This is a genomic window from Streptomyces griseochromogenes (assembly GCF_001542625.1).
Taxonomy (GTDB): Bacteria; Actinomycetota; Actinomycetes; order Streptomycetales; family Streptomycetaceae; genus Streptomyces; species Streptomyces griseochromogenes.
Genome location: NZ_CP016279.1, coordinates 333,762 through 359,573, shown reverse-complemented (window position 1 = coordinate 359,573; position 25,812 = coordinate 333,762). Strand labels below are relative to the sequence as shown.

Annotated in this window: 29 protein-coding genes, 1 tRNA gene and 3 pseudogenes; 18 read left to right on the top strand and 15 right to left on the bottom strand. The window is 70.6% G+C overall.

All coding sequences use genetic code 11. The annotated features are described in order from the left end of the window. Positions 1–77: 77 nt before the first annotated feature. Positions 78–2,360 carry a (Fe-S)-binding protein gene (locus tag AVL59_RS01730; RefSeq protein WP_067299442.1) on the top strand — a complete coding sequence of 761 codons (2,283 nt, stop codon included), beginning with the start codon at positions 78–80 and terminating at the stop codon, positions 2,358–2,360. Positions 2,361–2,444: 84 nt separating this feature from the next. Here AVL59_RS01730 and AVL59_RS01725 read toward each other — a convergent pair whose 3' ends face one another. Continuing rightward, entirely contained in the window at positions 2,445–2,693 is a 249-nt protein-coding gene (locus AVL59_RS01725; RefSeq protein ID WP_237281417.1) for a hypothetical protein, read from the bottom strand. Positions 2,694–3,153: 460 nt separating this feature from the next. On the opposite strand from AVL59_RS01725, the gene AVL59_RS01720 reads away from it, so the two are divergent. Beyond that, on the top strand, positions 3,154–3,408 hold the full coding sequence (locus tag AVL59_RS01720) for a GntR family transcriptional regulator (RefSeq protein ID WP_067299441.1): 255 nt from the start codon (positions 3,154–3,156) through the stop codon (positions 3,406–3,408). Further along, positions 3,405–3,665, top strand: coding sequence for a GntR family transcriptional regulator (locus tag AVL59_RS01715; protein ID WP_067299440.1), 261 nt, complete (start codon positions 3,405–3,407; stop codon positions 3,663–3,665). The genes AVL59_RS01720 and AVL59_RS01715 overlap by 4 nt, the downstream gene beginning before the upstream one ends. Before the next feature lie 37 nt (positions 3,666–3,702). On the opposite strand, the gene AVL59_RS01710 is transcribed toward AVL59_RS01715, so the two are convergent. Continuing rightward, a complete protein-coding gene (locus AVL59_RS01710; RefSeq protein WP_067299439.1) occupies positions 3,703–4,029 on the bottom strand; it encodes an antibiotic biosynthesis monooxygenase family protein in 327 nt (108 codons plus the stop codon). Positions 4,030–4,316: 287 nt separating this feature from the next. Between AVL59_RS01710 and AVL59_RS01705 the strand changes: the two genes are divergently transcribed. Together AVL59_RS01705 and AVL59_RS01700 are read left to right on the top strand one after the other, a co-directional pair. Continuing rightward, a complete protein-coding gene (locus AVL59_RS01705; RefSeq protein WP_067299438.1) occupies positions 4,317–5,798 on the top strand; it encodes an FG-GAP and VCBS repeat-containing protein in 1,482 nt (493 codons plus the stop codon). 79 nt (positions 5,799–5,877) lie between these two features. Further along, positions 5,878–6,918, top strand: a complete 1,041-nt coding sequence (locus tag AVL59_RS01700; protein ID WP_208870287.1) for a Yip1 family protein — start codon at positions 5,878–5,880, stop codon at positions 6,916–6,918. A 77-nt stretch (positions 6,919–6,995) separates the two neighbouring features. On the opposite strand, the gene AVL59_RS01695 is transcribed toward AVL59_RS01700, so the two are convergent. The 3 genes from AVL59_RS01695 to AVL59_RS53130 form a co-directional block, all read right to left on the bottom strand. Beyond that, entirely contained in the window at positions 6,996–7,493 is a 498-nt protein-coding gene (locus tag AVL59_RS01695) for a phosphoribosyltransferase (protein ID WP_067299436.1), read from the bottom strand. A 13-nt stretch (positions 7,494–7,506) separates the two neighbouring features. Next, entirely contained in the window at positions 7,507–8,082 is a 576-nt protein-coding gene (dcd, locus tag AVL59_RS01690) for a dCTP deaminase (protein WP_067299435.1), read from the bottom strand. 106 nt (positions 8,083–8,188) lie between these two features. Then, the gene (locus tag AVL59_RS53130) at positions 8,189–8,347 is read right to left on the bottom strand and encodes a hypothetical protein (RefSeq protein WP_167549290.1); all 159 of its coding nucleotides are present in this window, start codon (positions 8,345–8,347) and stop codon (positions 8,189–8,191) included. Positions 8,348–8,631: 284 nt separating this feature from the next. Here AVL59_RS53130 and AVL59_RS01685 point away from each other — a divergent pair. Next, positions 8,632–8,705: transfer RNA gene (locus AVL59_RS01685), tRNA-Gly, on the top strand. Positions 8,706–9,080: 375 nt separating this feature from the next. Here the strand turns inward: AVL59_RS01685 and AVL59_RS01680 are convergent. From AVL59_RS01680 to AVL59_RS01665, 4 genes are read right to left on the bottom strand one after another with little or no spacing between them, the layout of a single operon-like run. Further along, the gene (locus AVL59_RS01680) at positions 9,081–9,389 is read right to left on the bottom strand and encodes a hypothetical protein (protein WP_237281416.1); all 309 of its coding nucleotides are present in this window, start codon (positions 9,387–9,389) and stop codon (positions 9,081–9,083) included. Positions 9,390–9,417: 28 nt separating this feature from the next. Continuing rightward, positions 9,418–10,275, bottom strand: a complete 858-nt coding sequence (locus AVL59_RS01675; protein ID WP_067299434.1) for a phosphatase PAP2 family protein — start codon at positions 10,273–10,275, stop codon at positions 9,418–9,420. Beyond that, on the bottom strand, positions 10,272–11,090 hold the full coding sequence (locus AVL59_RS01670; RefSeq protein ID WP_067299433.1) for a polyphosphate polymerase domain-containing protein: 819 nt from the start codon (positions 11,088–11,090) through the stop codon (positions 10,272–10,274). The genes AVL59_RS01675 and AVL59_RS01670 overlap by 4 nt, the downstream gene beginning before the upstream one ends. Then, entirely contained in the window at positions 11,087–11,746 is a 660-nt protein-coding gene (locus AVL59_RS01665; RefSeq protein ID WP_079146482.1) for a DUF4956 domain-containing protein, read from the bottom strand. The genes AVL59_RS01670 and AVL59_RS01665 overlap by 4 nt, the downstream gene beginning before the upstream one ends. Positions 11,747–11,897: 151 nt before the next feature. On the opposite strand from AVL59_RS01665, the gene AVL59_RS01660 reads away from it, so the two are divergent. Both AVL59_RS01660 and AVL59_RS01655 read left to right on the top strand, forming a co-directional pair. Next, positions 11,898–12,569: a response regulator transcription factor gene (locus AVL59_RS01660; RefSeq protein ID WP_067299432.1), complete on the top strand. Its 672-nt coding sequence runs from the start codon at positions 11,898–11,900 to the stop codon at positions 12,567–12,569. Continuing rightward, a complete protein-coding gene (locus AVL59_RS01655) occupies positions 12,566–13,939 on the top strand; it encodes a sensor histidine kinase (RefSeq protein ID WP_067299431.1) in 1,374 nt (457 codons plus the stop codon). Before AVL59_RS01660 ends, AVL59_RS01655 begins: the two co-directional genes overlap by 4 nt. A 40-nt stretch (positions 13,940–13,979) precedes the next feature. On the opposite strand, the gene AVL59_RS51970 is transcribed toward AVL59_RS01655, so the two are convergent. Further along, positions 13,980–14,123 carry a hypothetical protein gene (locus AVL59_RS51970; protein ID WP_159399857.1) on the bottom strand — a complete coding sequence of 48 codons (144 nt, stop codon included), beginning with the start codon at positions 14,121–14,123 and terminating at the stop codon, positions 13,980–13,982. 200 nt (positions 14,124–14,323) lie between these two features. Between AVL59_RS51970 and AVL59_RS01650 the strand changes: the two genes are divergently transcribed. Further along, the gene (locus AVL59_RS01650) at positions 14,324–15,043 is read left to right on the top strand and encodes a phosphatase PAP2 family protein (RefSeq protein ID WP_237281415.1); all 720 of its coding nucleotides are present in this window, start codon (positions 14,324–14,326) and stop codon (positions 15,041–15,043) included. 56 nt (positions 15,044–15,099) lie between these two features. On the opposite strand, the gene AVL59_RS01645 is transcribed toward AVL59_RS01650, so the two are convergent. Further along, complete coding sequence (locus tag AVL59_RS01645; protein ID WP_067299429.1) at positions 15,100–16,038, bottom strand: M56 family metallopeptidase; 939 nt, start codon at positions 16,036–16,038, stop codon at positions 15,100–15,102. Between the two features lie 3 nt (positions 16,039–16,041). Further along, complete coding sequence (locus AVL59_RS01640) at positions 16,042–16,440, bottom strand: BlaI/MecI/CopY family transcriptional regulator (RefSeq protein ID WP_067299428.1); 399 nt, start codon at positions 16,438–16,440, stop codon at positions 16,042–16,044. Between the two features lie 81 nt (positions 16,441–16,521). Here AVL59_RS01640 and AVL59_RS53860 point away from each other — a divergent pair. Next, positions 16,522–16,796, top strand: a pseudogene (locus AVL59_RS53860) (tetratricopeptide repeat protein); the annotation flags it as partial. Between the two features lie 138 nt (positions 16,797–16,934). Here AVL59_RS53860 and AVL59_RS01635 read toward each other — a convergent pair. Then, positions 16,935–17,324 (bottom strand): annotated as a pseudogene (locus AVL59_RS01635) ((2Fe-2S) ferredoxin domain-containing protein); the annotation flags it as partial. Between the two features lie 2 nt (positions 17,325–17,326). Then, a pseudogene (locus AVL59_RS55895) lies at positions 17,327–17,506 on the bottom strand (hypothetical protein); the annotation flags it as partial. A gap of 6 nt (positions 17,507–17,512) precedes the next feature. Between AVL59_RS55895 and AVL59_RS50255 the strand changes: the two are divergent. The 3 genes from AVL59_RS50255 to AVL59_RS01615 all read left to right on the top strand — a co-directional run bounded on the left by AVL59_RS50255 (position 17,513) and on the right by AVL59_RS01615 (position 22,384). Continuing rightward, positions 17,513–17,782, top strand: a complete 270-nt coding sequence (locus tag AVL59_RS50255; protein WP_159399856.1) for a hypothetical protein — start codon at positions 17,513–17,515, stop codon at positions 17,780–17,782. 1,348 nt (positions 17,783–19,130) lie between these two features. Further along, the gene (locus AVL59_RS01625) at positions 19,131–19,460 is read left to right on the top strand and encodes a hypothetical protein (protein ID WP_067299426.1); all 330 of its coding nucleotides are present in this window, start codon (positions 19,131–19,133) and stop codon (positions 19,458–19,460) included. Between the two features lie 1,127 nt (positions 19,461–20,587). Then, positions 20,588–22,384 (top strand): SpoIIE family protein phosphatase, encoded by a 1,797-nt coding sequence (locus tag AVL59_RS01615; RefSeq protein ID WP_237281414.1) that lies wholly within the window; start codon positions 20,588–20,590, stop codon positions 22,382–22,384. A gap of 19 nt (positions 22,385–22,403) precedes the next feature. Here the strand turns inward: AVL59_RS01615 and AVL59_RS01610 are convergent, their stop codons facing one another. After that, positions 22,404–23,084: a hypothetical protein gene (locus tag AVL59_RS01610; protein WP_067299424.1), complete on the bottom strand. Its 681-nt coding sequence runs from the start codon at positions 23,082–23,084 to the stop codon at positions 22,404–22,406. A 366-nt stretch (positions 23,085–23,450) separates the two neighbouring features. Here AVL59_RS01610 and AVL59_RS01605 point away from each other — a divergent pair, with 366 nt between their 5' ends. From AVL59_RS01605 to AVL59_RS01585, 5 genes are all read left to right on the top strand, one after another. Continuing rightward, entirely contained in the window at positions 23,451–23,711 is a 261-nt protein-coding gene (locus AVL59_RS01605) for a hypothetical protein (RefSeq protein ID WP_067299423.1), read from the top strand. A gap of 75 nt (positions 23,712–23,786) precedes the next feature. Then, on the top strand, positions 23,787–24,116 hold the full coding sequence (locus tag AVL59_RS01600) for a hypothetical protein (RefSeq protein WP_067299422.1): 330 nt from the start codon (positions 23,787–23,789) through the stop codon (positions 24,114–24,116). 134 nt (positions 24,117–24,250) lie between these two features. Next, on the top strand, positions 24,251–24,775 hold the full coding sequence (locus tag AVL59_RS01595; RefSeq protein ID WP_079146480.1) for a DUF5994 family protein: 525 nt from the start codon (positions 24,251–24,253) through the stop codon (positions 24,773–24,775). A gap of 71 nt (positions 24,776–24,846) precedes the next feature. After that, positions 24,847–25,302: an STAS domain-containing protein gene (locus tag AVL59_RS01590; protein WP_067299421.1), complete on the top strand. Its 456-nt coding sequence runs from the start codon at positions 24,847–24,849 to the stop codon at positions 25,300–25,302. Beyond that, positions 25,299–25,715 (top strand): DUF5994 family protein, encoded by a 417-nt coding sequence (locus AVL59_RS01585; RefSeq protein WP_067299420.1) that lies wholly within the window; start codon positions 25,299–25,301, stop codon positions 25,713–25,715. Before AVL59_RS01590 ends, AVL59_RS01585 begins: the two co-directional genes overlap by 4 nt. Positions 25,716–25,812: the final 97 nt, after the last annotated feature.

Below are 25,812 nucleotides of genomic sequence, written 5' to 3'. Positions count from 1 at the left end.
AAAGATGCGGGTAGTCTCGAACGGACTGCATAAGTTACCGCTTAGTAATGTCCCTCGCAGGCCCGAGGAGCCCCGAAATGCAACTCGCCGCGATCATCGTGTCGCTGGTTCTGATCGTGGTCGGCGTGGCCCTGTTCGCCCGCGCCATCCTTCAGATCTACAACTTCATGCGGCTCGGCCAGAACGTGCCCGCCGGCACGCGGACCGACGAGCCCGTCCAGCGCACCCTCACCGTGGCCAGGGAGTTCCTCGGCCACACCCGGATGAACCGCTGGGGCATCGTCGGTGTGGCGCACTGGTTCGTGGCGGTCGGCTTCTTCTCCCTGCTGCTGACGATCGTCAACGCCATCGGCCAGCTGTTCAAGGCCGACTGGATCCTGCCGGTCATCGGCGACTGGGCGCCGTACAACATCTTCGTCGAGTTCATCGGCACGATGACGGTGCTCGGCATCGCGGTCCTGATCGTGATCCGCCAGCTGAGCAAGCCGAACAAGCCGGGCCGCAAGTCCCGCTTCGCCGGCTCCAACTTCGGCCAGGCGTACTTCGTCGAGAGCGTCATCCTCATCGTCGGCGTCTGCATCTTCATGCTGCACGCGCTGGAGGGCGCCCAGCACCACGTGGACGCCTACGAGGCCTCGTTCTTCATCTCCTACCCGGTGGTGTCGTGGCTGCGGGGCATGGACGTCTCCACGCTCCAGAACCTCACCTACTTCTTCGCGGGTCTGAAGATCGCGACCTCCTTCATCTGGATGATCACGGTCGCCCTGAAGACCGACATGGGTGTGGCCTGGCACCGCTTCCTGGCCTTCCCGAACATCTGGTTCAAGCGCAACGCCACCGGCGAGACCTCCCTGGGCGGCCTGCTGCCGATGACCTCCGGCGGCAAGCCGATCAACTTCGAGGACCCGGGCGAGGACGACGTCTTCGGCGTCTCCCAGGTCGAGCAGTTCTCCTGGAAGGGCCTGCTGGACTTCTCCACCTGCACCGAGTGCGGCCGCTGCCAGTCGCAGTGCCCCGCCTGGAACACCGGCAAGCCGCTCTCCCCGAAGCTGCTGATCATGTCGCTGCGCGACAACGCCCACGCCAAGGCGCCCTACCTGCTCGCGGGTGGCGGCAAGACCGTGGAGGGCGAGGAGAAGGCGTCCGAGGAGCAGCTGAAGGACGTTCCCGCGGCCGCTCTCGCCGAGGCCGAGCGCCCGCTGATCGGCACCGCCGAGGAGAACGGCGTCATCGACCCGGACGTCCTGTGGTCCTGCACCACCTGCGGCGCCTGTGTCGAGCAGTGCCCGGTGGACATCGAGCACGTCGACCACATCGTCGACATGCGCCGCTACCAGGTGATGATCGAGTCCGCGTTCCCGTCCGAGGCGGGCACGATGCTCAAGAACCTGGAGAAGAAGGGCAACCCCTGGGGCCTGGCGAAGAAGCAGCGCCTGGAGTGGCTGAAGGAGGTCGACTTCGAGGTCCCGGTCGTCGGCAAGGACATCGAGGACCTGACCGAGGTCGAGTACCTGTACTGGGTCGGCTGCGCCGGCGCCCTCGAGGACCGCGCCAAGAAGACGACGAAGGCCTTCGCGGAGCTCCTCCACATCGCGGGCGTGAAGTTCGCGATCATGGGCGGCGACGAGAAGTGCACCGGTGACTCCGCCCGCCGTCTCGGCAACGAGCCCCTGTTCCAGGAGCTCGGCATGGAGAACGTCATGGCCCTGAACACGGCGTTCGGCGAGGAGCTGGACGACGAGGGCAAGGTCACGGCGGAGTCGAGGAAGCCGAAGTCGGCGAAGAAGATCGTCGCCACGTGCCCGCACTGCCTCAACACGCTCGGCAACGAGTACCCGCAGCTCGGCGGCGACTACGAGGTCATCCACCACACCCAGCTGCTCCAGCACCTGGTGGACGAGGGCAAGCTGATCCCGGTCACCCCGGTCGAGGGCATCATCACCTACCACGACCCGTGCTACCTGGGCCGCCACAACAAGATCTACACGCCCCCGCGCGAGATCATCGGCAAGGTCCCGGGCCTGCGCAACGAGGAGATGCACCGCCACAAGGAGCGCGGCTTCTGCTGTGGCGCCGGTGGCGCGCGGATGTGGATGGAGGAGCGGATCGGCAAGCGCATCAACAACGAGCGCGTCGACGAGGCCCTCTCCCTCAACCCCGACATCGTCTCGACGGCCTGCCCGTTCTGCCTCGTGATGCTCACGGACTCCGTGAACGGCAAGAAGAACGACGGCAAGGCCAAGGAGTCCATCCAGGTCGTGGACGTCGCCCAGTTGCTCCTCGACTCCGTCAGGACGCCGGTCGACCCGGCGGGCGAGGCGGCGCCGGAGAGCGAGCCGGAGCCCGAGCCGGTGAAGTGACCGGCCGCTGAAAAGCCCGACGGCGCCCCCTGACCCGCACAGGCAGGGGGCGCCGTCGTATGTGCGGCCGCCGGGCAGCTCGGCTCAGTTCAGCTGGTCCAGCCGCCGACCCCGGCTCTCCGCGACACGGAGGGCATCATCGAGGGCCCGGGTCAAACGCTCGGCGAGGAAGCGGAGTTCGCCGGGCGGGGCGTCCGGCAGGATCTCGCGCGCATGGTCCAGGAGTTGGCCGCCCATACCGAGCTGAACGGACTCCGTGACGTCGGCCGGCCGGGAGAGCGGCCCGTCGCGGTCGTCGGTGATCCAGGGCAGCAGACGGGTCGGTCGGCTCACGCGACCTCCAGCCCGTGGATCCAGTACGGACCGGGCATGTCCTGCCCCAGTGCCGCCGGCGCCGACTCCCTTCGCCATTCTCGCAGTTCATGGGCCGTCACGTACGGTCGTACGGCCCTGGCGGCGGTGGCATCGAGGGGCGTGTCGAGTCCGTACGGGCTGCGGTGGCGCGGGAGGGACAGGGGCGGGATCGGCCGGGGGGGCGGCGACGGGGGCAGGGTACGGCACGCGCTCCTCTCCCGGAGGGAGGACCAGGAACCCCACCCAAGCGGCAAGGCGGCGGATAAGGTCGGTCACGTCATCAGCTCCATTTCAGCTGGTGGCCACGCCCCCGGACGGCTCCACCCGTCGCGGGGGTCTTTCGTGTCCTTACCCTAGCGGAGGAAGTCTAGGCATTCTAGGGATCACAGGGATCCCCTGTATCGCACGGTTGTACAGGCATGCGGATGATGGTGGGGTGATGGAATTCGCTCCCGACATCCCCCGCTGGCGCCAGGTCGCCGAGATCATCCGGCGCCGCATCACAGACGGCACGTATGGACCGCGCACCAGGGTGCCGTCCGTCGTACAGCTCACGGCGGAGTTCGGGATCGCCAACGCAACGGCACACAAGGTGCTGCGAGCCCTGCGCGAAGAAGGCCTGACCTACACGGAACCCGGCCTCGGCTCCTTCGTTGCGAAGCTCCCCGCCAAAGAGTCCGAACCGCCCGCATGACCACCGCCCTTGACCGCACTCGCCCCATTTGGCGCCAGGTGGCGGCGGCCATGACCAGCCGGATCGCCGGCGGCGAGTACCCCGTGGCCGCCCGCGTGCCCTCCGTCGTCGAACTCTCCACCGAGTTCGGCATCGCGACCTCGACCGCGCAGAAGGCGTTGGCCCACCTCAAGTCCGAGGGACTCATCCGAGCCGAAGTAGGCCTCGGCTCCTTCGTGGCAAAGCGCCCCGCCGGAGAATCCGAACCGCCCGCATAGGGCCGTCCGGCGACGGGGCGCCCCGCGCTCGGCTCTCCTACTGGGCCTTCGGCCCCGCCTGCTGCACCACCTCGAAGGACCACAGGGTGGAACCGGAAGCAGCAGGCTTGGGCCGCTCGCCGCCCTCCCCGCCGCCCTGGTGCGCGGACTTCATCGGGCCCTCCATCCACGCCTGGAACGACTCCTCGTCGCGCCAGCGCGTGTACACGAGGTAGGTGTCGGTGCCCTCGACGGGCCGCAGCAGCTCGAACCACTCGAACCCGTCCGAGTTCTCCACGGCGTGGGCCCGCGAGGCGAACCGCTTCTCCAGCGTCTCCCGCTGCTCGGCGGGCACGGTCAGCACATTGATCTTGACTACGCTCATGCGCCCATCCTGCCCCTCCCCCTCCGCTCCGGCTCGGGCGGCTGCCCGCAGGTGACCCCGCGTGGGGGAGTTCCCGACGTGGCACGCCGGAACGTCCCGGGCCCGGTGGCCCCATCAGCCCCGGAAAATAACCGAACTCACGTACAACCCTTACGTGCCGCGGCCGGTCTCCTGATCGCCGACCGCTCGGTGAACCCTGGGACAACCCACGGCGAACACGGGCGGTCCGGCACCTCATCGACTGCGGATGCCCCGCCGGGCATCCCCGCATGCCGCAGGAGAACAGCATGCACACGCACCGCCGACTCGCCCTCGCGACGGCCACCGCGGCCGCGCTGACGGGCGGTCTGCTCACCTTCGCCGGAGCTCCCGCCACGGCCGCCGACTCCGTCAAGGTGGCCAAGGCCGACTTCAACGGCGACGGTATCGGCGACATCGCCACCTCGGCGGCCACCGCCTACGTCAGCGGCCACCAGAACGCCGGCCAGGTCGTCGTCCTGTACGGCGCCGCCACCGGCGTCTCGGGCGCCAAGCGCACCACGATCAGCCAGAACACCACCGGTGCCCCCGGCACCGCCGAGGCCGGCGACGAGTTCGGCTACGACCTCGCGTACGCCGACTTCAACAACGACGGCTACGACGACCTCGCCGTCGGCGCCCCGCACGAGAAGGTCGGCACCGACACCGACGGCGGCGGCCTCGCCATCCTCTGGGGCTCCGCGAACGGCCTCACCGGCAAGGGCGTCGACGTGCCCGACCCGGCCCCCAGCTCCCACGACTACTGGGGCAAGGACCTGGCCGCCGGCGACTTCGACGGCGACGGCAAGGCCGACCTGGTCGTCGGCAGCTCCGCCAGCACCCTCTACCTCTACAGGGGAGGCTTCAGCACCTCCGGCACCCCGGGCAGCCGCACCACCGTCAAGCCGCCGATCCAGTCGGGCAGCAACGACTACCCCTACGGGCCGATGAGCCTGACCGCCGGTGACGTCAACGGCGACGGCCGCACCGACCTCGTGGTCGACGGCTACGAGACGAAGACCTCGTCGCACTGGAACACCAACTACTGGCTGCCCGGCACCGCGAGCGGGCTGAGCGCCGCCTCGGCCAAGGCCCTCAAGCCCGGCATCGTCACGGGCATCGGCGACATCAACGGCGACGGCTTCGGCGACATCGTCAGCGGCTCCTCCTGGGACAACACCACCAGCGACGGCCAGACCGTCCCGGACGCCGCCAAGGGCGGCAAGGTGAGCGTCACCTACGGCTCCGCCTCGGGCCCCGGTGCCACCACGGGCATCACCCAGGACACCGGCGGCGTGCCCGGCACCGCGGAGAAGGGCGACGGCTTCGGCTGGGACCTCGACCTCGGCGACGTCAACGGCGACGGCTACCAGGACCTCGTCGTCAGCAGCCCGAACGAGGACATGAACGGCGTCACCGACACCGGCCAGGTCGCCGTCCTGTACGGCTCCGCCTCCGGTGTGAACACCACGTCCGGCGCCCAGTCCTTCGGCCAGAGCACCGCCGGCGTCCCCGGCGACGACGAGAAGAGCGACCTGTTCGGCGCCGACGTCAAGCTGGACGACGTCACCGGCGACGGCCGGGCCGACCTGGTCGTGGGGTCGTACGAGAACGGCGGTGACGGCGCGCTGACCTATCTGCCCTCCGACGGCACGAAGATCACCACGGCCGGCTCCCGGTCCGTCTCGGCGAGCGCCGCGGGAATCTCCACGACGGGCGAGCCCCAGTTCGGCGCCCTGTTCGCGGACTGACCCGCTCCGCCCGGGCCGTCCGGCGGGCCGGTGAAACCGGGGGATGTCCCGGACCGGTCCCCTGACGGCCCCTTAGGGGATGTCACAGGTCGGCAGCAAAGCCCGGCCCCGAGGCCCCGGCCGGACACGTCGCTGTGCGGGACCGGGTACGTTCGTTGACGTGGCTGGATTCAGGATCGGACGCGGGGGCCGGGACAACCGCACCCCCCAAGGACAGCAGGCGCCGCAGGGACCGTCGCACGGACACGGGCGGCCCGCGGGACCGTCGTACGGGCAGGGACAGCCCGGAGGACCGTCGTACGGGCAGCGGGGGCCGACGTACGGCCGTCCGCAGCCGTCGTACCCGCCGCAGGGCTACCCGCAGCCGGGGCCGTCCCACGGCTACCCGGGCCAGGCCGAGGACGGCCCGGAGTACTTCGGCGACGGCGGCTACCCGGGCCAGGGCCCGGGCGGTGCGCGGGACCCGTACGCGGCGAACAACCCGGGCCACACCCAGGCCTTCTCGATCGACGAGGCCTCCGGCTACACCCAGGGCGCGACCTACCACGCCGGCTCGGCCGCGCCCTCCGGCCCCACCGGCCCGCCCCTGCACTGGAAGGAACTCCTGCGGGGCATCGTGCTCGCCCCCGACGCGACCTTCCTGCGCATGCGGGACTACACGATGTGGGCCCCGGCCCTGATCGTCACCTTCCTCTACGGCCTGCTCGCCGTCTTCGGTTTCGACAACGCCCGCAAGGACGCGATCAACGCGACGCTGTCCAACGCGGTCCCGATCGTGCTGATCACCGCCGTCGCGATGGTGCTGAGCGCCTTCGTCCTGGGTGTGGTCACCCACACCCTGGCCCGCCAGCTCGGCGGCGACGGTGCCTGGCAGCCCACGGTGGGCCTGTCCATGCTGATCACATCGCTCACGGACGCCCCCCGCCTGCTCGTCGCCATGTTCTTCGGCGGCGACGCCGGCTTCGTCCAGCTGCTCGGCTGGGCCACCTGGATCGGCGCGGGCGCCCTGCTGACCCTGATGGTCTCCCGCTCCCACGACCTGCCCTGGCCCAAGGCGCTGGGCGCGTCGGCGATCCAGCTGATCGCGCTGCTGTCGATAGTGAAGCTGGGCACGTTCTAGTCCCGTCCGGCACAGGAAAGGGCCCCCGGCAGCGCCGGGGCCCTTCTCCGTGTTGTCGCCGTTCTCGCCGTTCTCGCCTAGGCGTCGAGGACCTGCCCGGCCCGCTTCACCACGGGCGGTTCGACGCTCCACGGGAAGTTGATCCAGTCATCGGTCCGCTTCCACACGTACTCGCACTTCACGAGGGAGTGGGACTTCTCATAGATCACGGCGGAGCGCACCTCGGCGACGGTGTCGAGGCAGAAGTCGCGCACCAGCTTGAGCGTCTTGCCGGTGTCCGCGACGTCGTCGGTGATGAGCACCTTCTTGTCGGAGAAGTCGATGATGTTGGGGACGGGCGCGAGCATGACGGGCATCTCGAGGGTCGTCCCCACACCCGTGTAGAACTCGACGTTCACCAGGTGGATGTTCTTGCAGTCGAGGGCGTAGGCGAGCCCGCCGGCGACGAAGACACCCCCGCGGGCGATGCTGAGCACGATGTCCGGCTCGTACCCGTCGTCGGCGATGGTCTGCGCCAGCTCGCGGATGGCGCCGCCGAACCGCTCGTAGGTCAGGTTCTCCCGCACGTCACTCATGTCGTCGTCGCCCTCACACCTGGGTCCGATGGAAGTTCTGGAAGGACCGCGAGGCGGTCGGCCCGCGCTGCCCCTGGTATCGGGACCCGTAACGCTCGCTGCCGTACGGGAACTCGGCGGGCGAGCTGAGCCGGAACATGCACAGCTGGCCGATCTTCATCCCCGGCCAGAGCTTGATCGGCAGGGTGGCGAGGTTGGACAGCTCCAGGGTCACATGGCCGCTGAACCCGGGGTCGATGAACCCGGCGGTGGAGTGCGTGACCAGCCCGAGCCGCCCGAGCGAGCTCTTCCCCTCCAGCCGCGAGGCGAGATCATCGGGAAGGGAGATGACCTCGTACGTGCTGGCCAGCACGAACTCCCCGGGATGCAGGATGAACGGCTCATCGCCCTCGGGCTCCACCAGCCGCGTCAGATCGGCCTGCTCGATGGAGGGGTCGATGTGCGGGTACCGGTGGTTCTCGAACACCCGGAAGTACCGGTCCAGCCTGACGTCGATGCTCGACGGCTGCACCATGGTTTCGTCGTAGGGATCGATCCGTACCCGCCCGGCGTCGATCTCGGCCCGGATGTCCTTGTCTGAGAGAAGCACGTCCCGAGGATACGCAAGGCGCGCGGAGCCGTGACAATCGTGACGGCCCGCGCGCCTTTCGATCTTCCTGGTCCGGTCCCGCCGGAGCGGCCGACCGCTCCGTCCGCTACCGCTTCTCCAGGGTGACCGGCACCACACTGCGGAGCCGGGCACACCGGGGACACCTCAGCAGCCGGCCGGGGCCGAGCCGCTCGGCCTGCTGCATCGGGAACGAAGCGGTGCTGAAGACGTGCCCGTCCGCACAGCGAACGACGGTGCGTTCCATCAAATCCCTCAAGTCCCTTCCCCAAGAGCCGCGTCCGGGTTACTGCCATGGACGACAAAAGCCACATTACGGGATCAAAGAGACGACTCTCCAGGAGGCTCTCCGGCCCCACCCGGACCCTCTCCCACGCCTCCACGGTACGCCCCAACTCGACTCCCCCGCAGGCGGATCCCCCGCCTGCGCCGGACCCCGCTCCGGTGATCCACACACGGGGGGTCTTCGATGAGGTACAGTGAGCGAGCGTTCGGACATCAACTCCACCGGAGTCGATCTGTCCGTCTTACGCGGGTGTAGTTTAATGGTAGAACATCAGCTTCCCAAGCTGAGAGCGCGAGTTCGATTCTCGTCACCCGCTCCAGAGAGAAACCCTAGGTCAGTGGCCTGGGGTTTGTTTGTTATCTAGTCCAATTTGAGGGTGGCGTGCCCTCCGCGCGCCCTATATGCAGGCGACATAGCCCCCTCGGGGACATTCGCGCGGCATGCACCCCACCCCACCAGCCACCTGTCTCAAATAGTGAGACACATTTCACGTGACCCGCATCACATATTGCGCAAATGGCGGCCAAGTCGCTTACGCAAAGCAGGACTTGCGGGGGCCCAGCATCCTGGACCGCTCGCTCCTCCACTCAGCCGTTCCCCCGCGGCGGCATGCGCAGGTGGTACTCAATGCCCCGCATGCCCAGTAGATACGGCCGCCCCCGAAGACGCCCGACAGCACCGCGCTGCGGACGCCCTACGAAGGAGGGGACGCCGTGCAAGCTGCCACCTGCCGAAGCTCATCGCCCTTCATGTACCGGTAGCTCTGCGGAGGGTGGAAAGCCCCCGCAGAGCGCAGCGCGCTGAGCGTCACCGGCTCGTCGAAGGAGACGGGATCCTCCAGTGTGAGCCCACTCGCCGGAGTCGCGCCGCTCATGTAGTCGTCGTACTCGCGCCGGGTGATACCCGTCTGGGCGCGGTGGGCGGACCACACCTCCTCCTCGCCCTCGGCCCGGCCCTCACCGCGGTACGGCGCCGCCCCGCCGCGGGGTGAGACCCCGGACAAGGGACGGCGCCGGGTACGACGGCGGGTGTCAGTGGCCGCTGACGGTGAGTTCGTAGTCGCCGATCAGATCACCGAGGAGGGTGCCGGCGGTGATGTCGCTGGTGACGTGGCCGGCCATGTAGAGGCGGGAGTAGAGGATCTCGTCCTGCATCCACTGGTAGTCCGCGGCGCGGTGCGGGGAGAGGACGGTGAGGTAGGTGACGGCGGCGGCGGACCGGGCGGCGTGGCTGGAGGGGTAGGAGTACGGGCCCTTGGCGCCGGGCTTGATGTGCTTGTCAGGGCGCAGGGTGGGGTCCAGGACGTACGGGGCGGGCTGCTTGTCCTTGGCCGCCACCTGGTCGCTGATCGTCTTGGCCAGCTTCAGCACCGCCTTGAGCTGGGTCTTCTCGGCCGTGCCCTGCTTGGCGGGGATCAGTTCACCCTGGTCGTGGAGGTAGAGCTTCCAGATGTCCTTCTTGCCGTGGAGCTCCAGCCAGGTCGCGGCCTTCTTCCCGGCCGCCGTGCGGGTCTTGGCGAGCTGCTGGTCCTGACGGAGTTCGGCGGTGCGCTGCGCCGCGGTGGGCGGGGCGGGCACCTGCTGGGCGGCCCAGGCGGTGAACGCCTTGTCGTCGCGGGCGGTGCCGTGCGCCTCCCTCCACTGCGCGAAGAGGGTGTCGGCCTTCTTGCGCTGGGCCGCCGTCTGCTTGCCGATGGTGGCGATCTCGGCGTCGGTGAAGAGCGTGGGCGGCGGATCCTGCTTGATCTTCTGTGTCGCGCTGGGCTTCTTCTTCACCAGGCCGGCGGCGGCCGAGACCAGCTGCGGTTGCAGCGTGCCGACGCCGACGGCCGCGACGGCGAGGAGAGCGATCAGGGCGTACGGCCATTTGATGCCGCGCAGGACGTTCATGCTGCGGGGATCCTTTCGGTGAGCGGTGCCGGGTGCGCCTCGGTGGTGAAGTGGGCGCGGGCGAGGCGGCGTACGTCGTTGTCGGGCAGGCCCGGGGTGAGCAGGGACTGGCCGACGATGTACTTGCTGAGCGAGACCGAACGGACGCCCATGCCGAGCAGCAGACGGTCGGCGGGGGCGGGTTGCGCGCCGCCCTTGGTCTCGATCAGGACGTGTCCGGGGTCGAGTGCGGCGGTGCGGTCGTCGCAGTGGCAGCTGAGGGTGCCGTCGAGGGTGACGCGGCTGCCGTGGTCGAGGTCGGCGAGAGCCGCACGGACGTAACGGACCTCGGCGGAGGCCGAGAGTTCCTTGGCGGTGATGGGGATGCCGGCCTGCTCCAGCACCTCGTCGACGAAGTCAGCTGCCTGTGTGGTCAGTTCGCCGTAGTCGGCGGTCGGGACCTTCAAGGCGTGCTTGACCGTGGCGCCGCGGCCGTCCTTCGTCTTCACCTCCACCCGGCACAGCCCGTCCTCCACGTACAGGCGGGTGCGGACCTTCCAGCGGCGCCGGCGGCCCTGGACGTGGGCCCGCCAGGCGCCGAGCCGCTCGGTGTCGAAGTAGGTACTGAGGTAGCTCGTCGTACGACGCCCGCCGAGGTCCAGGACGTGGTGGCTGTCGGCGAGAGCGGCGATGAGGCGGCGGGCACGGTCGAGCGGGACCAGGTACTTGCGGTCGACCCGGTGCTGGAGGGCCGCGGCCGCGTCCACCTCGGCGAGCGTCGCACCGCGCAGCTCCGCCAGGCTCAGCCCGGCCGCGAGGGAGGAGGCGAGGGTCATGACGCCGTCACCGGTTCGCGGGGCTCGACGTCCGGAGTGATCGCGGGTTCCCGTTCCTGCGGTGGGGCGGGGTAGCGGGCGGAGACCCGGGTGGTCTCACGGACGTAGTCGACCTCGTCCACGACCACGGACAGCGGTGCCTGACCGAAGCGGAAGGCCACGTCTCCGGCGATGACAGACGGGTCCGGGTAGATCCGGTCGAGGGTGAGCTTCACCGTCCGGGTCGGCGGCTCGTACGACCTTGGGTCGTCGACTATGAGGACCGCCGCCAGGACCACGACGTCGAGGGTGACGACGAGCCAGGTCTGCCGCTGCGGCAGGCCCGTGCACAGGGCGATCACGAGGGTGACGAAGGTGTAGGCGACGTCTCGAAGGGTGAAGGCGGCACTGCGCAGGCGGACCAGGGAAAGGATGCCGAACAGGCCGAAGCCGACCCCGGCCGGGAACTTGCCGGCGCTGATCGTGCTCATCGCGGCGAACAGGCCGATGTTCAGAGAGGCGAGGACCAGCGGCATCGCCGGTGCGCTCGGACGGCGGCGGTAGAGCCAGCCGACCAGGACCAGCAGAGCGATGACGTCGAGACCACCACGGGTCAGCAGATCGATGACCGCAATGTGGGTGGTGATGCCCTTGGCGGCGAGCACCAGTGCGTGCATGGCTGTCCCTTCCGTCACGGCACGTCGGACGGCGGACCGGTCGCGGCCCGCGGAGCACCGCGACCGGAAGGACGGTAGGGATGTCACATGAACAGATCATGAAGGCTTCCCGTCGGCCGGCCGTGACCGGCGGGCGGCTACTCTGCCCGGCATGCACTGCCTGGTCGTCGACGACGAGACCCGCCTGACCGATCTGGTCGTCCGCTACCTCACGGAGTCCGGACACACCGCCGAAGGCCGCTACGACGGGCCCTCCGGGCTCGCCGCCGCCCGCGACCCCCGGCTGGACGCCGTACTGCTCGATGTGATGCTGCCCGGCATGGACGGCGTAGAGGTCTGCCGGACACTGCGGAGCGAAGGAATCGACGTACCCGTGGTCCTGCTCACCGCACGCGGGGCGATCGGCGAGCGGGTCGCCGGACTGGACGCCGGTGCCGACGACTACGTGGTCAAGCCGTTCGCCATGGAGGAACTGCTGGCACGGCTGCGCGCGATATCCCGGCGCCGCCCCGACCCGGCCGGCCGGCTCCAGGTCGGCGACCTGGTCCTCGATCCCGAGCAGCAGCGCGCCTGGCGTGCGGACAGCGAACTCGACCTGTCACGGCGGGAGTTCGGCGTCCTGCGGGTGCTGATGGAGAACGCCGGGTGCGTGGTGTCGCGGCTGCGGCTGCTGGAGGAGGTGTGGGACGGCGAGGCCGACCTGCGCAGCAACGCCATCGACGTGCACGTCTCCAAGGTGCGCGCCAAGGTCGACCGGGCCTTCGGCCGTACGACGATCACGACCCTGCGCGGGCGCGGCTACCGGCTGGAGACCGCCCCGTGACCCTGCCGGGCCGGCTGCCCGCCCGGTTCCGGCGGCTGCCCGTCGTCATCCGTCTCGTGCTGGCCGTCGCCATCACCATGTCACTGGTCCTGACCGGCGCGGCGGGCCTGGTCTACTGGCGCGTCCAGACCGCCCTCGACCAGCAGCTGAACGACGACCTGACCACCTACCGGCACAGCCTCGACCAGGCGGTGCGCGCCGGCGTCCGGCTCCCTCCCGGGCCCAGCGGCAGCCTCCGGCAGGTCCTGGACGCGCACGGCCGCGTCCTGTGCGCGAGCGACGCCGTCCGCCACCAGCCCCTGCTCACCCCCGCCGAACTCCGCGCCGTCGCGCGGGGCGCCACCGTACGGCGCGACGTCGGCCCCCTGCTCCCGATCACCCCGGGCACCCTGCGCGTCCAGGCCAAGCGCGTCACGGCGGACCGACGGGCCAGGATCGTGATCGCCGCCGTCCGGCGCGGCCACCGGGACGAGGCGCTGCGCGAACTCCTAGCCCAGTTGGCCATCGCCTCCGGCCTGACCCTGATCGCCGCCTCCTACGTCGGCTACCGCACCGCCCGCGCCGCCCTGCGCCCCGTCGAGCGCTACCGCGGCGGCGCCGCGACCCTCACCGACGGCACCCAGAACCTGCGCCTGGACGTGCCCGCCGACCGCGACGACGAGATCACCCGCCTCGGCCACACCCTCAACCACATGCTCGACCGCCTGGAGGCATCCGCCGAACGCGAGCGCCGGTTCGTCGCGGACGCCAGTCACGAACTGCGCACCCCGCTCACCTTGATGCGCGCCGAACTCGACGTCGCCCTGCACCGCCCCCGCTCCGCCGCCGAACTCACCGAGACCCTGCGCGCCGTGGACACCGAGGTGCAGCGCCTGATCGACCTCTCCAACGCCCTGCTGGACCTGGAGGAACTCGGCAGCACCGGCCACATCACCCGCGCGCCCGTGCCCCTCACCGACCTCCTCGACACCGCCGTCACCCCGCACCGGCGCACCGCGGAGCGGGCCGGCCGCACACTGACCGTCGACACCTCCGGCCTGATCGTCGACGTCGACGCCCGATGGATGAGGCCTGCTATCGGCAACCTCGTCGACAACGCCCTGCGGCACGGCCACGGCACGGTCCGCCTCACGGCGACAGTCGAGGAGGAGGAACTGCAGGTGTCCGTCACGGACGAAGGCCCCGGCTTCCCACCGGAGTTCCTACCACGCGCCTTCGACCGCTTCGCCCGCGCCGAGGCCAGCCGCACCAGCGACGGATCCGGCCTCGGACTCGCCTTCGTCCACGCCGTCGCCACCGCCCACGGCGGCACTGCCCACGTGGACAACGCGAGTCAAGGAGCGACTGTCACTCTGCGCATGCCGTGCTGACCGGCGCGCGCATTCTGCTTGCGATGCCCTCGTTCCGCCTTCACCAGTCCAGCTCCAGGCAGCGGGTGACCGGGGGGAGGCGCGCGGGGGCTTCGGTGCAGGCGATCGGGGCCGCGATGCCCAGCGACACCGTGACCGCCGCTCCGGCGGCAGCCAGGCCCGGTAGCAGACCGTCTCGATACATGAGTGCGACAGCGCGGGAGTCGGAACCCGCATGCCGGGATGCACAAGACCACGCGGCCGCGCCGACCCCGGACTGACGGCCAGCCGTGACCCTGGCGATCCTGCCCACTGGACCGGAGACAAAGTTTCTACAACATGTAGTAGATTGGCTTGACGGCCACTACTGATTCACCGCGACGTCACTCTGTTGCCATCGCGAGCGTGGGGATCACCAGCGACGCCCGTGCCGTTCCGCGTCGCCTCGTGCTGACATGGAAGGACGTGCCCATGACCGCGGCCGCCACCGCGCAACTGGCCTTCGACGGCTCCGGCATCGACGGCTCGCTGTTCACCACCGTCACCGACTTCGCCCGTGACACCACGTGGCTGAACACCCCCATGGAGCTGTGGACCAACCTCGGCCTGGGCGTCTTCGCCGTACTCATGGTGATGGGCTGGTGGAACGCGCGCCGCCGCGGCACGCGGGCGATGACCGTCGCGCTGGCCGCACCGGTCGCCGTCGTGGTCGCCTTCGCCGCCGCCGAGGTGGTCAAGAAGATCGTCGGCGAGGTACGCCCCTGCCGGTCGATGCCCCACGCCTACATCGTCGACGCCTGCCCGGCGCCGTCCGACTACGCCTTCCCCAGCGGCCACACCACCGTCGCCGCCGCGACCGTGGCCGCGCTCTTCCTGCTGGACCGCCGCCTGAGCGCCATCGCCGCCGTGTTCGCGCTGATGGAGGGCTTCACCCGGGTGTACGTCGGCGCCCACTACCCCCACGACGTCCTCGGCTCCGCTCTCCTGGCCCTGCCCGTCGCCTACCTCACCAGCCTGGCTCTGCGCCGCTGGGCCGCAACGCTGGTCGCGTCCCTGAGCGGCGGCGCACTGCGCCCGCTGCTGACCGCCGAACCCGTGGTGGCCACCCCGCAGCACGCCCGGTAGACCTCAGGGGCCGGTACCCGAAGGACCGCGGCGGGTACCGCTCCACACCGAAGCGGTCACCGCGCAGGCAGGTGTGCTCCGGCGGCGGCATGGGCGTGCATCGCGGCCTCGAACAGCCGCTCCGTGTCGTGCGCGGTCAGGGCCAGGCTCGCGCAGCACGCCGCCATCAGCACCGCGAACACGGCCGTCGCGCCGTGGTGGCGCGAGACCGGCGGAGCCATCAGCGCCTGGACGCGCTGCGGCACCGGCCCGCCGGTGGCGGCCAGAGCCGCCTGCCGGGCCCGGCTCGCCGCCAGGGCCGCCCGTGCGATGGCCCGCGCCACCAGGCGCCGGTCCGCCACCTCGGCGCCCGCCTCCTCGTCCGCCCACCGCTCCACCGCGAACGCCCCAGCTCGCTCCAGCGGCCGCAGCAACGGATCGATCGTGGTCGTCAGATGGAGTACCAGCGAGAACACCTGGTGCCTATGGCGCAGGTGCGCGCGCTCATGGGCGAGCAGGGCCCGACGCTCCGGCGCGTCCAGGAGCCGCAGCATCCCGGAGGAGACCACCACACGCCCCGGCGCGCCGAGCACGGCGAAGGCCGCAGGGACGGGATCGTCGACCACCGCGAGGTCCCCGCCTCCCGCGATGTGCCGGCACTCCCGCCAGGCATCGACCAGCGCTCGTCCCCGGCGCCAGGACGCCACTGTCACACTGCCCACCACGACCAGCACCACCCCGGCGCACACCGCGGCGACCTTCCGGTTCACCGGGTCCTCCGCCGCGAGCACGCTCACCGACCACGGCCCCTGCTCCGCCACCAGCGGCACCTGCCCTATCGCGGTGAACGCCAGGATCGCCAGCTCGGTCGCCCATGTACCGGCCGCCACGACGGCCGCGCACGCCATCGCCCACGTCCCTGCCCGGGGCGGCATCCGGCGCCCCGCCCATGGCGCCACCAGCGCCAGCGCCGCGCTCACCAGCAGCGGCAGATACATCGGTACGGGCCAGAACACGCCTCACCCCCGCAGGGGGCCGTCACCGTGCAGCAGCTGCTCCAGCAGCCGTTCGTCCTCCGCCGACAGATCGGACACGAACCGGGCCAGCACCACCGCGCGGTCTCCACCGTCGTCGAGCAGCGAGTGCATTCCGGCCGCGGCCATCCCCGGCCGGTCGTCCACGGGCGTGTACACGTAGCTACGCCCCTCACGCTGCCGGGTCACCAGCCCCTTGTCGCACAGCCGCGTCAGGATGGTCAGCACGGTGGTGTGGGCCGTGTCGTCGTCCCCCAGGTTCTCGTGCACGACCACAGCCGTCGCCGGCCCGCCGGCCGCCCACAGGGCCGCCAGCACCTGCCCCTCCAGCTCTCCCCGCGCACGGCGCCGGGACTCCTTCGGGCCGTCAGTACCGCCGGTCATCCGGCACCTCCCTCTGCCTGCTCCAGCAAGCTCTGTCTTCGCCCCGTTCAAGCTACTACGAGACGTAGAAAAACAGCCAAGGCGTGCTCTCGGGTCTGCCTTGCCGCCGAAGACGCCCTGCTGCGCGACGACGGTCCCCAGCCCATCCACTCCCGCGTCAGCGGACCGGCCGGCGGCACCGTCGCCGGCCCGCCGCCCGCACCCTGACCGGTCTCGACGACCACGTCAGCACCGAACAACAGCAGCACGACGCCCTGGTGCCCCGAGACCCCCAGAAGTACAGACGCGTCCACGCCCTCACCTACGCCGACCTCGGCGACAGCCTCACCGTCTACCAGCGCCGCGAAGACTCACTGCCGCTCTGCGCGTCCACTGACCGAGCGGGACAGGAGTCCACGGCCTTCGAAGGCGCGAACCGACGCAGCAGACTCAGCCTTTGGGCGCCCTCGCGCCCTGCACCCATGCCGACCCGGCGCAGCCGCGTCCGCCCACTCCTCGACGCCCCGTCGCACCCGCCGCGACGGAGCGAACTCGTACAGGTCCAGGATGTCGGGCGGATCGGCGAGCCCGGGGCCACCGGATCGCACCCACTGTGCGATGTCGGCCGTCGCGTCGGGATCGTTGACGAGACCGAGCCAGACCGGCCGTCCACCCGCGGCCCGGCCGGCGGAGGACGGCTGGACCACGATGACGTTGGCCTGCTCGCACGTGTCCAGGCAGTTCACGGCCCAGATCCGGGCGACCGCACTCAATTCGGCCTTGAGCGTGTTGAGTTGGGTGGCATGGTCGACGCCGGGGATCTTGGCGGTGCCGCAGCAGCAGCCCCGGCACACGGTGACCGAGCACCGGGGCTCGCCCTGTGCGGGAGCCTTGCGTCGGCGCATTCGGCGGCCCGCCGCCACGCCGCCCCGCGCAGCAGGCGCAGTCCGTTGAGGCCGACGATGACCGTGGAGCCCTCGTGGCCGGCCACGCCCAGTGGCAGCGGCAGGGTGCCGATCAGGTCCCACGCGACCAGGCCGGCGATGAACGCGCCCGCGATGACCAAGTTCTGCGGCACCGCAAGGCGATAGCCATGACGGTGGTGGGCGCACTGGTCATCGCCGGACACGTGGGAGCCTTCGGTGCCGCGCTGGCCGCGTCGGCATGGACCGAGTGGGGCGTCAATGCAATCCTGGCGGTTGTCCTTCTCAAGGTCGTCTTCATGGGTGGCCACGTCGTCCTGGCGCGCTTCGCCATCCGTCGTGGCAAGACGGTCAGGCTCCCCTGGATGCTGCGGCACCGTCGCCCGACGTCCCTTGCCGCGACCCCACCGGCGGCCGAGACGGCGACGATCAAGGAGTGACTGGGCCATCCTCGACGCGCCCGCTCTGCGCCGACACTACGAGACTCTGGGCGACGGCCCGGCTGTGGCCATGAACCCTGTGGCCAACGGCTTCCGCAGCGGCCGTAGTGCCGCGACGCCTGCCGCCGTGCTCCTGTGCAGCCATGGCCGCAGACCCCGCTGCAGCCCACAGCGGCGAGACCACGCCCACTCCCCTCCGCGTCAGCCGGATTCTGTCCGGGCGGCAGTTGGTGGTGGCCCGCCTTCCAACTGGCAGAGGCGGGCGTCGAGCATCCGTTCCGAGCCCATCGCCGCAGCCGGAGCGCCGGCCGCCCACCCGGGATGGTCGACGACGCTCAGCAGGGCCCCGTCAACGGCCCGCTGCCCCCACTCGCTCACCGCCCGGCGGTCTGCCGCCATTTCCCGCCCCAGGGCGGCGAGCCGGACTGCTGATGGGATTGCAGCTCGACGTGTCTGTTCAGGTCAGGGGCAGACCATCGACGCAAGCGCCGTCGCTTCCCAAGCTGAGAGCGCGAGTTCGATTCTCGTCACCCGCTCCATGGAGAAGGCACGGGTCGGAGACCCGGGCCTTTGTGCTGTGTGTGGTGATCAGTGAGTCGCATGGCAGATTCGTGCCAGAACGCTGATCGTCCGGCCCCTCCGGCGGATCATCTGGCATGGCTACAGCTTCCTGGCCTGCCTTGCGGACTGTCGCGTCGAGACCGCCAGCGACTTCCTGCTGTCGGTCATCCGGACCCGGAAGTCGACCGATCCTGCCTCCGGGTACCGGCGAAGACCCAGTGCGCGAGGACGTACGTCGTGTCCGTCGCACGCTCGGGTGTGGGGCTGTTGGCTGCTGCTTGGGCTCGGCGCCATTCGGCACGGGCGTCGCGGAGGGCGCCGAGGGGCGGAGCGCGCGGGCTGGGCTGTGGCCGTCGCATGACGGCCGACGGAGGGGCGGAACGATCGGCGTCGGAGTCGCCGGCCCGCCTTCCGCGGCATCCTCAACTGCCCATCGAACGACACCGAGATTGTGACGCACGGTCGGGTTCAAAGTATTCGTCATGGTTCAGGTGGACCGTGATGAACGGTGTCGACAGGCAGGCTCTGCCTCCTTGATTCGGACTCCAGGGACGCCATTCCTCGCGGCAGTCCGGCTGCTCTGCGTCCTCATCCTCCAGGCCGAAGCATCAGCACCTCCGTGCAGTGATCGACAGGCTCAGGACTTTCGAGGTCGCCCCGGGCCAAAACCTCGACGAGGAGTTCCACCTTCTCCGACTCCTCGTCCTTTACACTATCGCCGTCACGCACCGTGAGGGACAATGTGAGAAACGTAAACGAATTGCTGCGTGGAACGCAGCGCCCCCTCGTGCTCCGCGCAGCGCTGATCACCGCACTCGTAGCGCAGTCAGTTGTGATCGTCGCCCAGGAGATGCAGATCAACCATCTGCAGGCACAGCACGTCGACATCCAGGGATACCACGTCGAGTCCGGCCCCTCCGGTCCGCCCGGCCCCTCCGGTCCACCAGGCCCCGTCGGCCCGGCCGGCAAGGACGGCAAGGACGGCCAGGACGGCACCAACGGTCTTGACGGCACACACGGCAAAGACGGCAAGGACGGCACCAACGGCAAGGACGGCACCAACGGGAAAGACGCTGTCGCCAATCCAGCGCCGGCTGAGACCCCGAGCCGGCGTTGAGCCCAGGGCCGCAGTGGGGACGTCGGAGGATAGGGCCCTCACGGGCAGTTCCTCCGTGATGCACTGGCAGGTGTTCATCGACTGCAGCACCCCCACGGGTGCCACCCGGATCGGTGACCGGGCGAGTATGCCGCGCGTCGGGAACGGGTCTGCGAACTCCTCGTCATGAACTCTCGGCTGGAGGGGCATTGCCGTCTGAGTGACGGGCCCGTCGGGGGCCCTTTCGTAGCTCCTGCGCGCTCGGCCGGCATCGCCCTGGTTCCCCGCTGCGCCCTTTACACTTTCGCCGTCACACAGCGTGAGGGATATTGTGAGTAGCGTAAACGAATTGCCGCGTAGGCCGTGGCGCCCCCTTGCGTTCCGCGCAGCGCTGATTGTCGCGCTCGTCGCGCAGTCAACCGTGCTCGTCGCGCATCAAATGGAGCTCGACGCCATGCAGGTACAGAACATCGACCTCCAGGAACACTTTGCCGAGCCCGGCGCGTCCGGTCCGCCCGGCCCCGCCGGTCCCGATGGCCCGAGGGGCCCCTCCGGCCCACCAGGCAAAGACGGCAGGCGCGGGCGGGACGGCAGAGACGGGCGTGACGGGAGAGATGGCCATCACGGCAAGAGGGGCCATAGAGGACGAAATGGGAAAGACGGCGTGACCGTGTGAAACGCCGCCAGAGCCGAAGAGCCCCTTCGTGATCGAGGCAGCGCTGCACGCACAAGCATCCGCCGCTCAAGGGAAACGCGCCCCACGCGCAGTCGTGCCCAAAGCGTGCCCGTAAGAACGGACAACCACGGTCAACAGCGGCATCTTCACGCTCCGGCAAGGGTTTTGGGAGATACCGAAGTCCCTTCCGGCAGCCGGGACTTCGGCGGCGGAAGGCCGTGTCGGAACGGCATGTCGTCGGGCAGGACCCGGGACACGGAACAACTGAGCGGCGCAGACCCACGTCGTGAGCCACCGGCAGTGACACGCCCGGCGGGAGCGGCCGTACCGCGGTTCGCGGAGGCGCTGTCGTGCCGGCCGTGCGGCCGGGTACTCGAAGAGGGACCCGTCGGGGCACCGACGTCTCCGTGACCCGGCGGCCCGGGGGATCCCGGGTCGCGGTGTGGTTCTGTGCGGGAAGGACGGCGGCGGCGTGGTGGAGGACTTGAGGTCCGGCGGAGACCACGAGAGACGGCTGTCGGCGGCGATGCCGGGTCTGTGGCAGCACGTGGCCGAGCAGCTGGGCACGGCCGTCGCCGTGCTCGACCCGGCCGGGCGGATCGTCGCGGTCAACCCGGCCGCCGAGCGGCTGCTGGGTCGCGCGGCAGCGGTGGTGCACGGGCAGGACCTGCATGACCTGTGCCATCGGGACCCGGGAGGCGCCGTTGTCCCACGAGAGCGCTGTCCGCTGCTGCGGGCGCTGGCCGAGGGGCGTCCCGCACGCGGGGACGACGACCGGTTCCTGCGGGGTGACGGACGGCTGGTCCCGATGTCCTGGTCGGCCACACCTCTGACGGACGACGACGTCTCCGGCGTCTCCCTGGGCATGGTCGTGCTGATCGTCGAGATCGCGGCGGAACGCCGTGCCCGTAGGGAACGCGCGGAACGTGCGGAGCAGTCAGAGCGGGTGGAGCAGGCGGAACGAGCCGCTCATACGAGCGCTCTGGAGAGTCTCGCCGAGCGGTTGACACTCGTCGCGGAGATCACCGACGTGCTCGGTCAGACCCTTGAGGTGGACGAGGCCCTCGCCCGGTTGAGCCGGCTCCTGGTTCCCCGCCTCGCCGACTGGGCCGCCGTGGACCTGCGGGTCGGCTCCCGCCAGGTGCACCGAGTGGCGGTGACCGGCCCCGAGGGCCGTGACGCCCGGCAGGAGGACTGGCGTGGTCACCTGCCCCCGGCCGGGGAGGCGGCCCACTCGCCCCTGGTCCAGGTGCTCAGCGGAGGCGGTCCCGTCCTGCAGGTCCGGCCGGACCTGGACGCACCGCCCGACTCCCCCCTCGCCGCCGTCCACAGCGCCTTCCTCGGAGCAACCGGCGCGGCATCCGTCATCACGGTGCCGCTGGGCAGCAGAGGGCACGTCACCGGTGCGCTGACACTGGTGCGCACCGAGGCGGCACGGCCCTTCGACACCGGCGATCTGGACGTGGTGAGCGACATCGGCCGCCGGGTCGGCCTGGTCATCGACAACGCCCGCCGGTTCGGCCGGCAGCGTGCGGTCGCCGAGGCCATGCAGCGCAACCTCCTCCCCCCGCTGCCCGAGCACGGCCGGTTCCAGCTGGCCGCCCGGTACCAGCCCGCTCCGGCCGGCTCCCAGGTCGGTGGGGACTGGTACGACGCGTTCCCGCTGAGGGACGGCACGCTCGCCCTGGTCATCGGCGACGTCGTGGGCCACGATCTGACCGCCGCGGCCGGGATGGCGCAGCTGCACGGCATCCTGCGCTCCCTCACCTGGGACCACCCCGGGCCGACCGGTGCCGTCGTGGACCGCCTCGACGACGCCATGCACGCCATCACCACCGTGCGGATGGCCACCCTCGTCCTCGCCCGGGTGGAAGGTCCGGACACCGGCCCCTGGACGCTGCACTGGACCAGTGCCGGGCACCCGCCGCCCCTGCTGCTGACCTCCGACGGGAACGCGCAGTACCTCGAATCCGGGCAGGGACTCATCCTCGGAACCCACCTGGGCGCCGGCGGTCATCGGCCGAGCGCGACCCACGCCCTGCCGCCGGGGTCCACGCTCCTGCTCTACACCGACGGCCTGATCGAAGTTCGCGGCAGCGACCTGGACAGCGGGCTCGCCCGGCTGCGCCGTCATGCCCTCGCTCTCGCCCACGATCCGCTGGACACCCTGTGCGACCGGCTGTCCGCCCGGATGGCCCCCGGCAGCACCGACGACATCGCCCTTCTCGCCCTGCGCCTGCCGGTGCCCGTGACCGGAGCCGAGGCGTGATCCAGGACGGCCCGGCCGCTCACTCTCCCGGAGCCAGCACCAGAACGCGGAACGGACCGGGCGGCACGGCCTGGAGGGTGTCGTCTCCGGCGTAACGCCAGCCCCAGGACCGCATTGTCTCGACGGTCCTGTCGTCCCGGACATCCACCAGTGCGACGCCGAGCGCAGCACCGTGGTCGGCGAGCAATCGACGCTGGAGGCGCCGGGCGAGGTTCCAGACTTGGTCCCGGTACTCCCGGCGCACCCGAGGCGGGACGACGATCCCGGAGACGACGAAGAGCCGGCCGGAAGCGGCGCGGCGGAGCAGACTTCCCCGAACGTGTCCGTCGAAGCCCGCCAACCATGGACCCGCGCCGCCCGTGAGGAAGCCGTAGGCGTATCCGGTCAGGGCGGTGGTCTCCGCGATCAGCAGCGAGAACCCTGGTCGTCGCGCGTCGGCCGCGAGATGGCTCAGGAAGGCGACACGCGCCTCGTTCCACGCCCATGGGTCGCCACCGGAGGTCTCCGCGTACAGGTCGCCCAGCTCCTGCAGACGGTCCGCGACCTGACCACGCGTCAGCGGGCGGACCCGTTCTGCGACCTGGGGCGAGGACCTGCGCTCCCTCTTCGGCGGGCCTGGCACGCGGGTACGCGGCCTGCCCCGTGCGGGCCGGAGCGCGGGGAGGGTCAAGGTCGTCGGGAGGAACACCTGCGCGGTCATGACCAACCCTGCCCCGGACACGGACGAAGGCCGCCCCGGCGTCGTCGATCCCCGAGAACGGCACCGGTGCCTGAGGCGGTGCGCGGCGTACCCTCGGTGCCTCCACCGTACTCCCGGCCGGGCCCGCCTCGCGTGGCCACCGGGCTCGGCCTGGCCACCTGAAGGTGGCCGCTCGGCCGCTCGGCCGGTCCGTCGGTCCGTCGGTCCGTCGGCCGGCCGATCATGGGACGCATGGCCGCCCTTACCCGGCATATCCTTCAAAAGGGGGCGGCCGTGGAAACGCGACGCAGCCCCCACACCGTCGCCCGGCGTTTCGGGCAGCGACCGGAATCATGGTTCGTACCCGTCGCCTGCCAGGAGGTCCGTATGGAGCACGAGCCCCTGCCCTCCGAGGGCCACGCCGAAGTCCGCATCGTCGCCGCGACGCCGGAGGTCGCCCGTCGCGTCGCCGAAGTGCTCCGGCGCTGCTTCGACTCGACCGAGCAGCGCAGCTACCCCGCCGGCCGCGAAGGAGGGACCCGGCTCCATCTCACCCTCGACACCGCGCACGCCGCGGAACCCGCACGGTCCTGGCTCGCGACCAGTGAATCGACAGAGCAGGCGCACGCTCACGCCGACGAGGTATGAACCGGGTCCGTGAGGCCACGAGGATCCACCGTCGCGTCCGTCCCCGCGCGGCCGTCACCCCGGAGAACGACAGCCATGACGAAACTCCGCGAACGCAAGAACAACCGGGAGGCGGTCCTGCGGTCCCTGTACGGGGCCGTCGGACTCAATCGCCCCGAGGTCAGCGGATCGGCGCTCCGCACCGAGCTGGGCCTGCCCGACGAGGACCTCTCCGCCGCCTGCGCCTATCTGGCTGACGAGGGCCTGATCAGCGTGGACTGGACCTCGCACCAGACCCCCGCAGCCGTCTCGCTGACGCATGAGGGCATCTGCCTGATGGAGGAGCTGGAGGAAGAAGAGGAGGGAGAACAGAAGGGAGAACAGGAGGCCCAGGAGGAGGCAGGGAAGGCGGAGCCGGACGACTGAGCCGTCCGCTTCTCCCTCGGCCAGGAGTAGCCTGACCGCACCGAGAGCTTTTCGCGCAGCGCTTCCGGCGGTGCCGTTCCCGGCGAGGGACGAAACGGGTAGTCGTCCGACGGCTCCCGGGACGGGACCGCACGATGGAACCCACCAGAACGCCGGGCGAAGGCGCATCCGATGCCGACGCGCACACGTACCGCATGCCCCTGCCCCGCCTGACCCTCACCCCGGACGTCAGCCACGGCCCGCTGGACGGGGCCTGGTGGCCGCGCTGCGACGCGCTGGAACTCGAACTTCCCTCGCTCGTCGGCTCGTTGGAGCCGGAGCCGGGAGCCGCCATACGGGTCACCGTGGACCCCGCCGAATGGCCCGACGCCCCGCACACGGTCATGGCGCCCGGCGGGGCGATCGCCGTGGAGCCGGCCGGACCCGGAAGCGACGCGCACGTCATCACCCTGGACTGCGGCACCGTGGGACGCTGGGTGCTCCTGGTCGTCCCGCCCGATGAGTCCGCAGGAACAGCCGCCCGGCTGCTGGCCGCCGCCGCCGACCCCGAGAACCCGCTGACCGCCACGCGCATGCTGGCGCTCGCCTGGGGGCGCGCCCAGGCCGTTCAGGCACTGGGGGAGGGTCGCCCGATGAGCGCGACCGGGGAGGCGGAATGAGGCACGGGGCCCCTTGGGAGCCCACGGCAGGCACGACCGACCGGCCTCAACCACCATCCTCGCGCGAGCCGTTGCCCACTCAGGACGAAGCGCCTGCGCTCTTCGAGGAGTGCCGCATCGTCCGCGCACACGGCGTACTGGACACGCGGACCGTGGCCCCACTGGTCCGCGCCCTGGCCGCGGCCCGCGCGGCCCGGCCCGGGCGGCTCCTCCTGATCGTGGACCTGAGCGAGGTGACCTTCACCGACTGCAGCATCCTGACGCCACTGTGCGAGGCGTGGTCCGACTGCCGCGCCCGGGGCGGCTGGATACGCATCGTGTACGACAACCACACGACCGACCTGGTCTTCCGCCACACCGGCCTGCTCGACCGCTTCCCCGCCTACCCGAACGCACAGGACGCCTGGGAGGGACGAACGGCCGACGCCGCACTCCACCTCCCCGCGAGCGCAATCCTGGCCGCCGAGGCGCACCGTCCGGCCGAGGACGTCGTACCGCGCCGAACCACTCGACAGGACACCTCATGAACGACCGACTACGGCGCCCGCCACCGGCCCCGCCCGTCCTCCGCCTGTACCTCGCGCCCGAGAGCACCGTGCCCCGCCGTATCGACGGGGCCTGGTGGCCGCGTACCTTCGATCTTCTGACGGAACTGCCGCCGCTGCTCTCCGGTCTGCCCTGTGCCTGGGGCCGGATCGTCAGTGTCCTGGTGAACGGCACGGGGTGGGCCGGGGCACCGGGCCGCATGCTCGTCTGCAACGAGGTCGTCCGGCTGCGCAGGACCACCACGGAGCGCACGCCGAGCACCATCGTTCTGATGGCCCCCGCCCATGGGCGCCGGGATCTGCTGGTCGTGCCGCCGACGGCCACCGAGCCGGCCGCCGAATCGCTCATGTCCGCAGTGGGACTGACGCCGGAGCAGGGCCACTTCGCGAGCTGAGCGCGCGGGTTCGACCCGCCCGGCGGCACGGGCGGGGGGAACTGCGGCGGATCGTCGGGCCGCGCGCGGAAGGAGATCTGTCATGGCGAGCCCACAT

Excerpts from the sequence above, each read along its gene's own strand:
- AVL59_RS53130 (WP_167549290.1), bottom strand. The coding sequence starts at position 8,347 with ATGGAACGCACCGTCGTTCGCTGTGCGGACGGGCACGTCTTCAGCACC.
- AVL59_RS01610 (WP_067299424.1), bottom strand. The coding sequence starts at position 23,084 with ATGACCGCGCAGGTGTTCCTCCCGACGACCTTGACCCTCCCCGCGCTC.
- AVL59_RS01640 (WP_067299428.1), bottom strand. The coding sequence starts at position 16,440 with ATGACCGGCGGTACTGACGGCCCGAAGGAGTCCCGGCGCCGTGCGCGG.
- AVL59_RS01715 (WP_067299440.1), top strand. The coding sequence starts at position 3,405 with ATGACCACCGCCCTTGACCGCACTCGCCCCATTTGGCGCCAGGTGGCG.
- AVL59_RS01710 (WP_067299439.1), bottom strand. The coding sequence starts at position 4,029 with ATGAGCGTAGTCAAGATCAATGTGCTGACCGTGCCCGCCGAGCAGCGG.
- AVL59_RS01695 (WP_067299436.1), bottom strand. The coding sequence starts at position 7,493 with ATGAGTGACGTGCGGGAGAACCTGACCTACGAGCGGTTCGGCGGCGCC.
- AVL59_RS01665 (WP_079146482.1), bottom strand. The coding sequence starts at position 11,746 with ATGCACGCACTGGTGCTCGCCGCCAAGGGCATCACCACCCACATTGCG.
- AVL59_RS50255 (WP_159399856.1), top strand. The coding sequence starts at position 17,513 with ATGACGGTGGTGGGCGCACTGGTCATCGCCGGACACGTGGGAGCCTTC.
- AVL59_RS01670 (WP_067299433.1), bottom strand. The coding sequence starts at position 11,090 with ATGACCCTCGCCTCCTCCCTCGCGGCCGGGCTGAGCCTGGCGGAGCTG.
- AVL59_RS01595 (WP_079146480.1), top strand. The coding sequence starts at position 24,251 with ATGGAACCCACCAGAACGCCGGGCGAAGGCGCATCCGATGCCGACGCG.
- AVL59_RS01675 (WP_067299434.1), bottom strand. The coding sequence starts at position 10,275 with ATGAACGTCCTGCGCGGCATCAAATGGCCGTACGCCCTGATCGCTCTC.
- AVL59_RS01700 (WP_208870287.1), top strand. The coding sequence starts at position 5,878 with ATGTCACAGGTCGGCAGCAAAGCCCGGCCCCGAGGCCCCGGCCGGACA.
- AVL59_RS01720 (WP_067299441.1), top strand. The coding sequence starts at position 3,154 with ATGGAATTCGCTCCCGACATCCCCCGCTGGCGCCAGGTCGCCGAGATC.
- AVL59_RS01585 (WP_067299420.1), top strand. The coding sequence starts at position 25,299 with ATGAACGACCGACTACGGCGCCCGCCACCGGCCCCGCCCGTCCTCCGC.
- AVL59_RS01705 (WP_067299438.1), top strand. The coding sequence starts at position 4,317 with ATGCACACGCACCGCCGACTCGCCCTCGCGACGGCCACCGCGGCCGCG.
- AVL59_RS01660 (WP_067299432.1), top strand. The coding sequence starts at position 11,898 with ATGCACTGCCTGGTCGTCGACGACGAGACCCGCCTGACCGATCTGGTC.
- AVL59_RS01600 (WP_067299422.1), top strand. The coding sequence starts at position 23,787 with ATGACGAAACTCCGCGAACGCAAGAACAACCGGGAGGCGGTCCTGCGG.
- AVL59_RS01605 (WP_067299423.1), top strand. The coding sequence starts at position 23,451 with ATGGAGCACGAGCCCCTGCCCTCCGAGGGCCACGCCGAAGTCCGCATC.
- AVL59_RS01730 (WP_067299442.1), top strand. The coding sequence starts at position 78 with ATGCAACTCGCCGCGATCATCGTGTCGCTGGTTCTGATCGTGGTCGGC.
- AVL59_RS51970 (WP_159399857.1), bottom strand. The coding sequence starts at position 14,123 with ATGTATCGAGACGGTCTGCTACCGGGCCTGGCTGCCGCCGGAGCGGCG.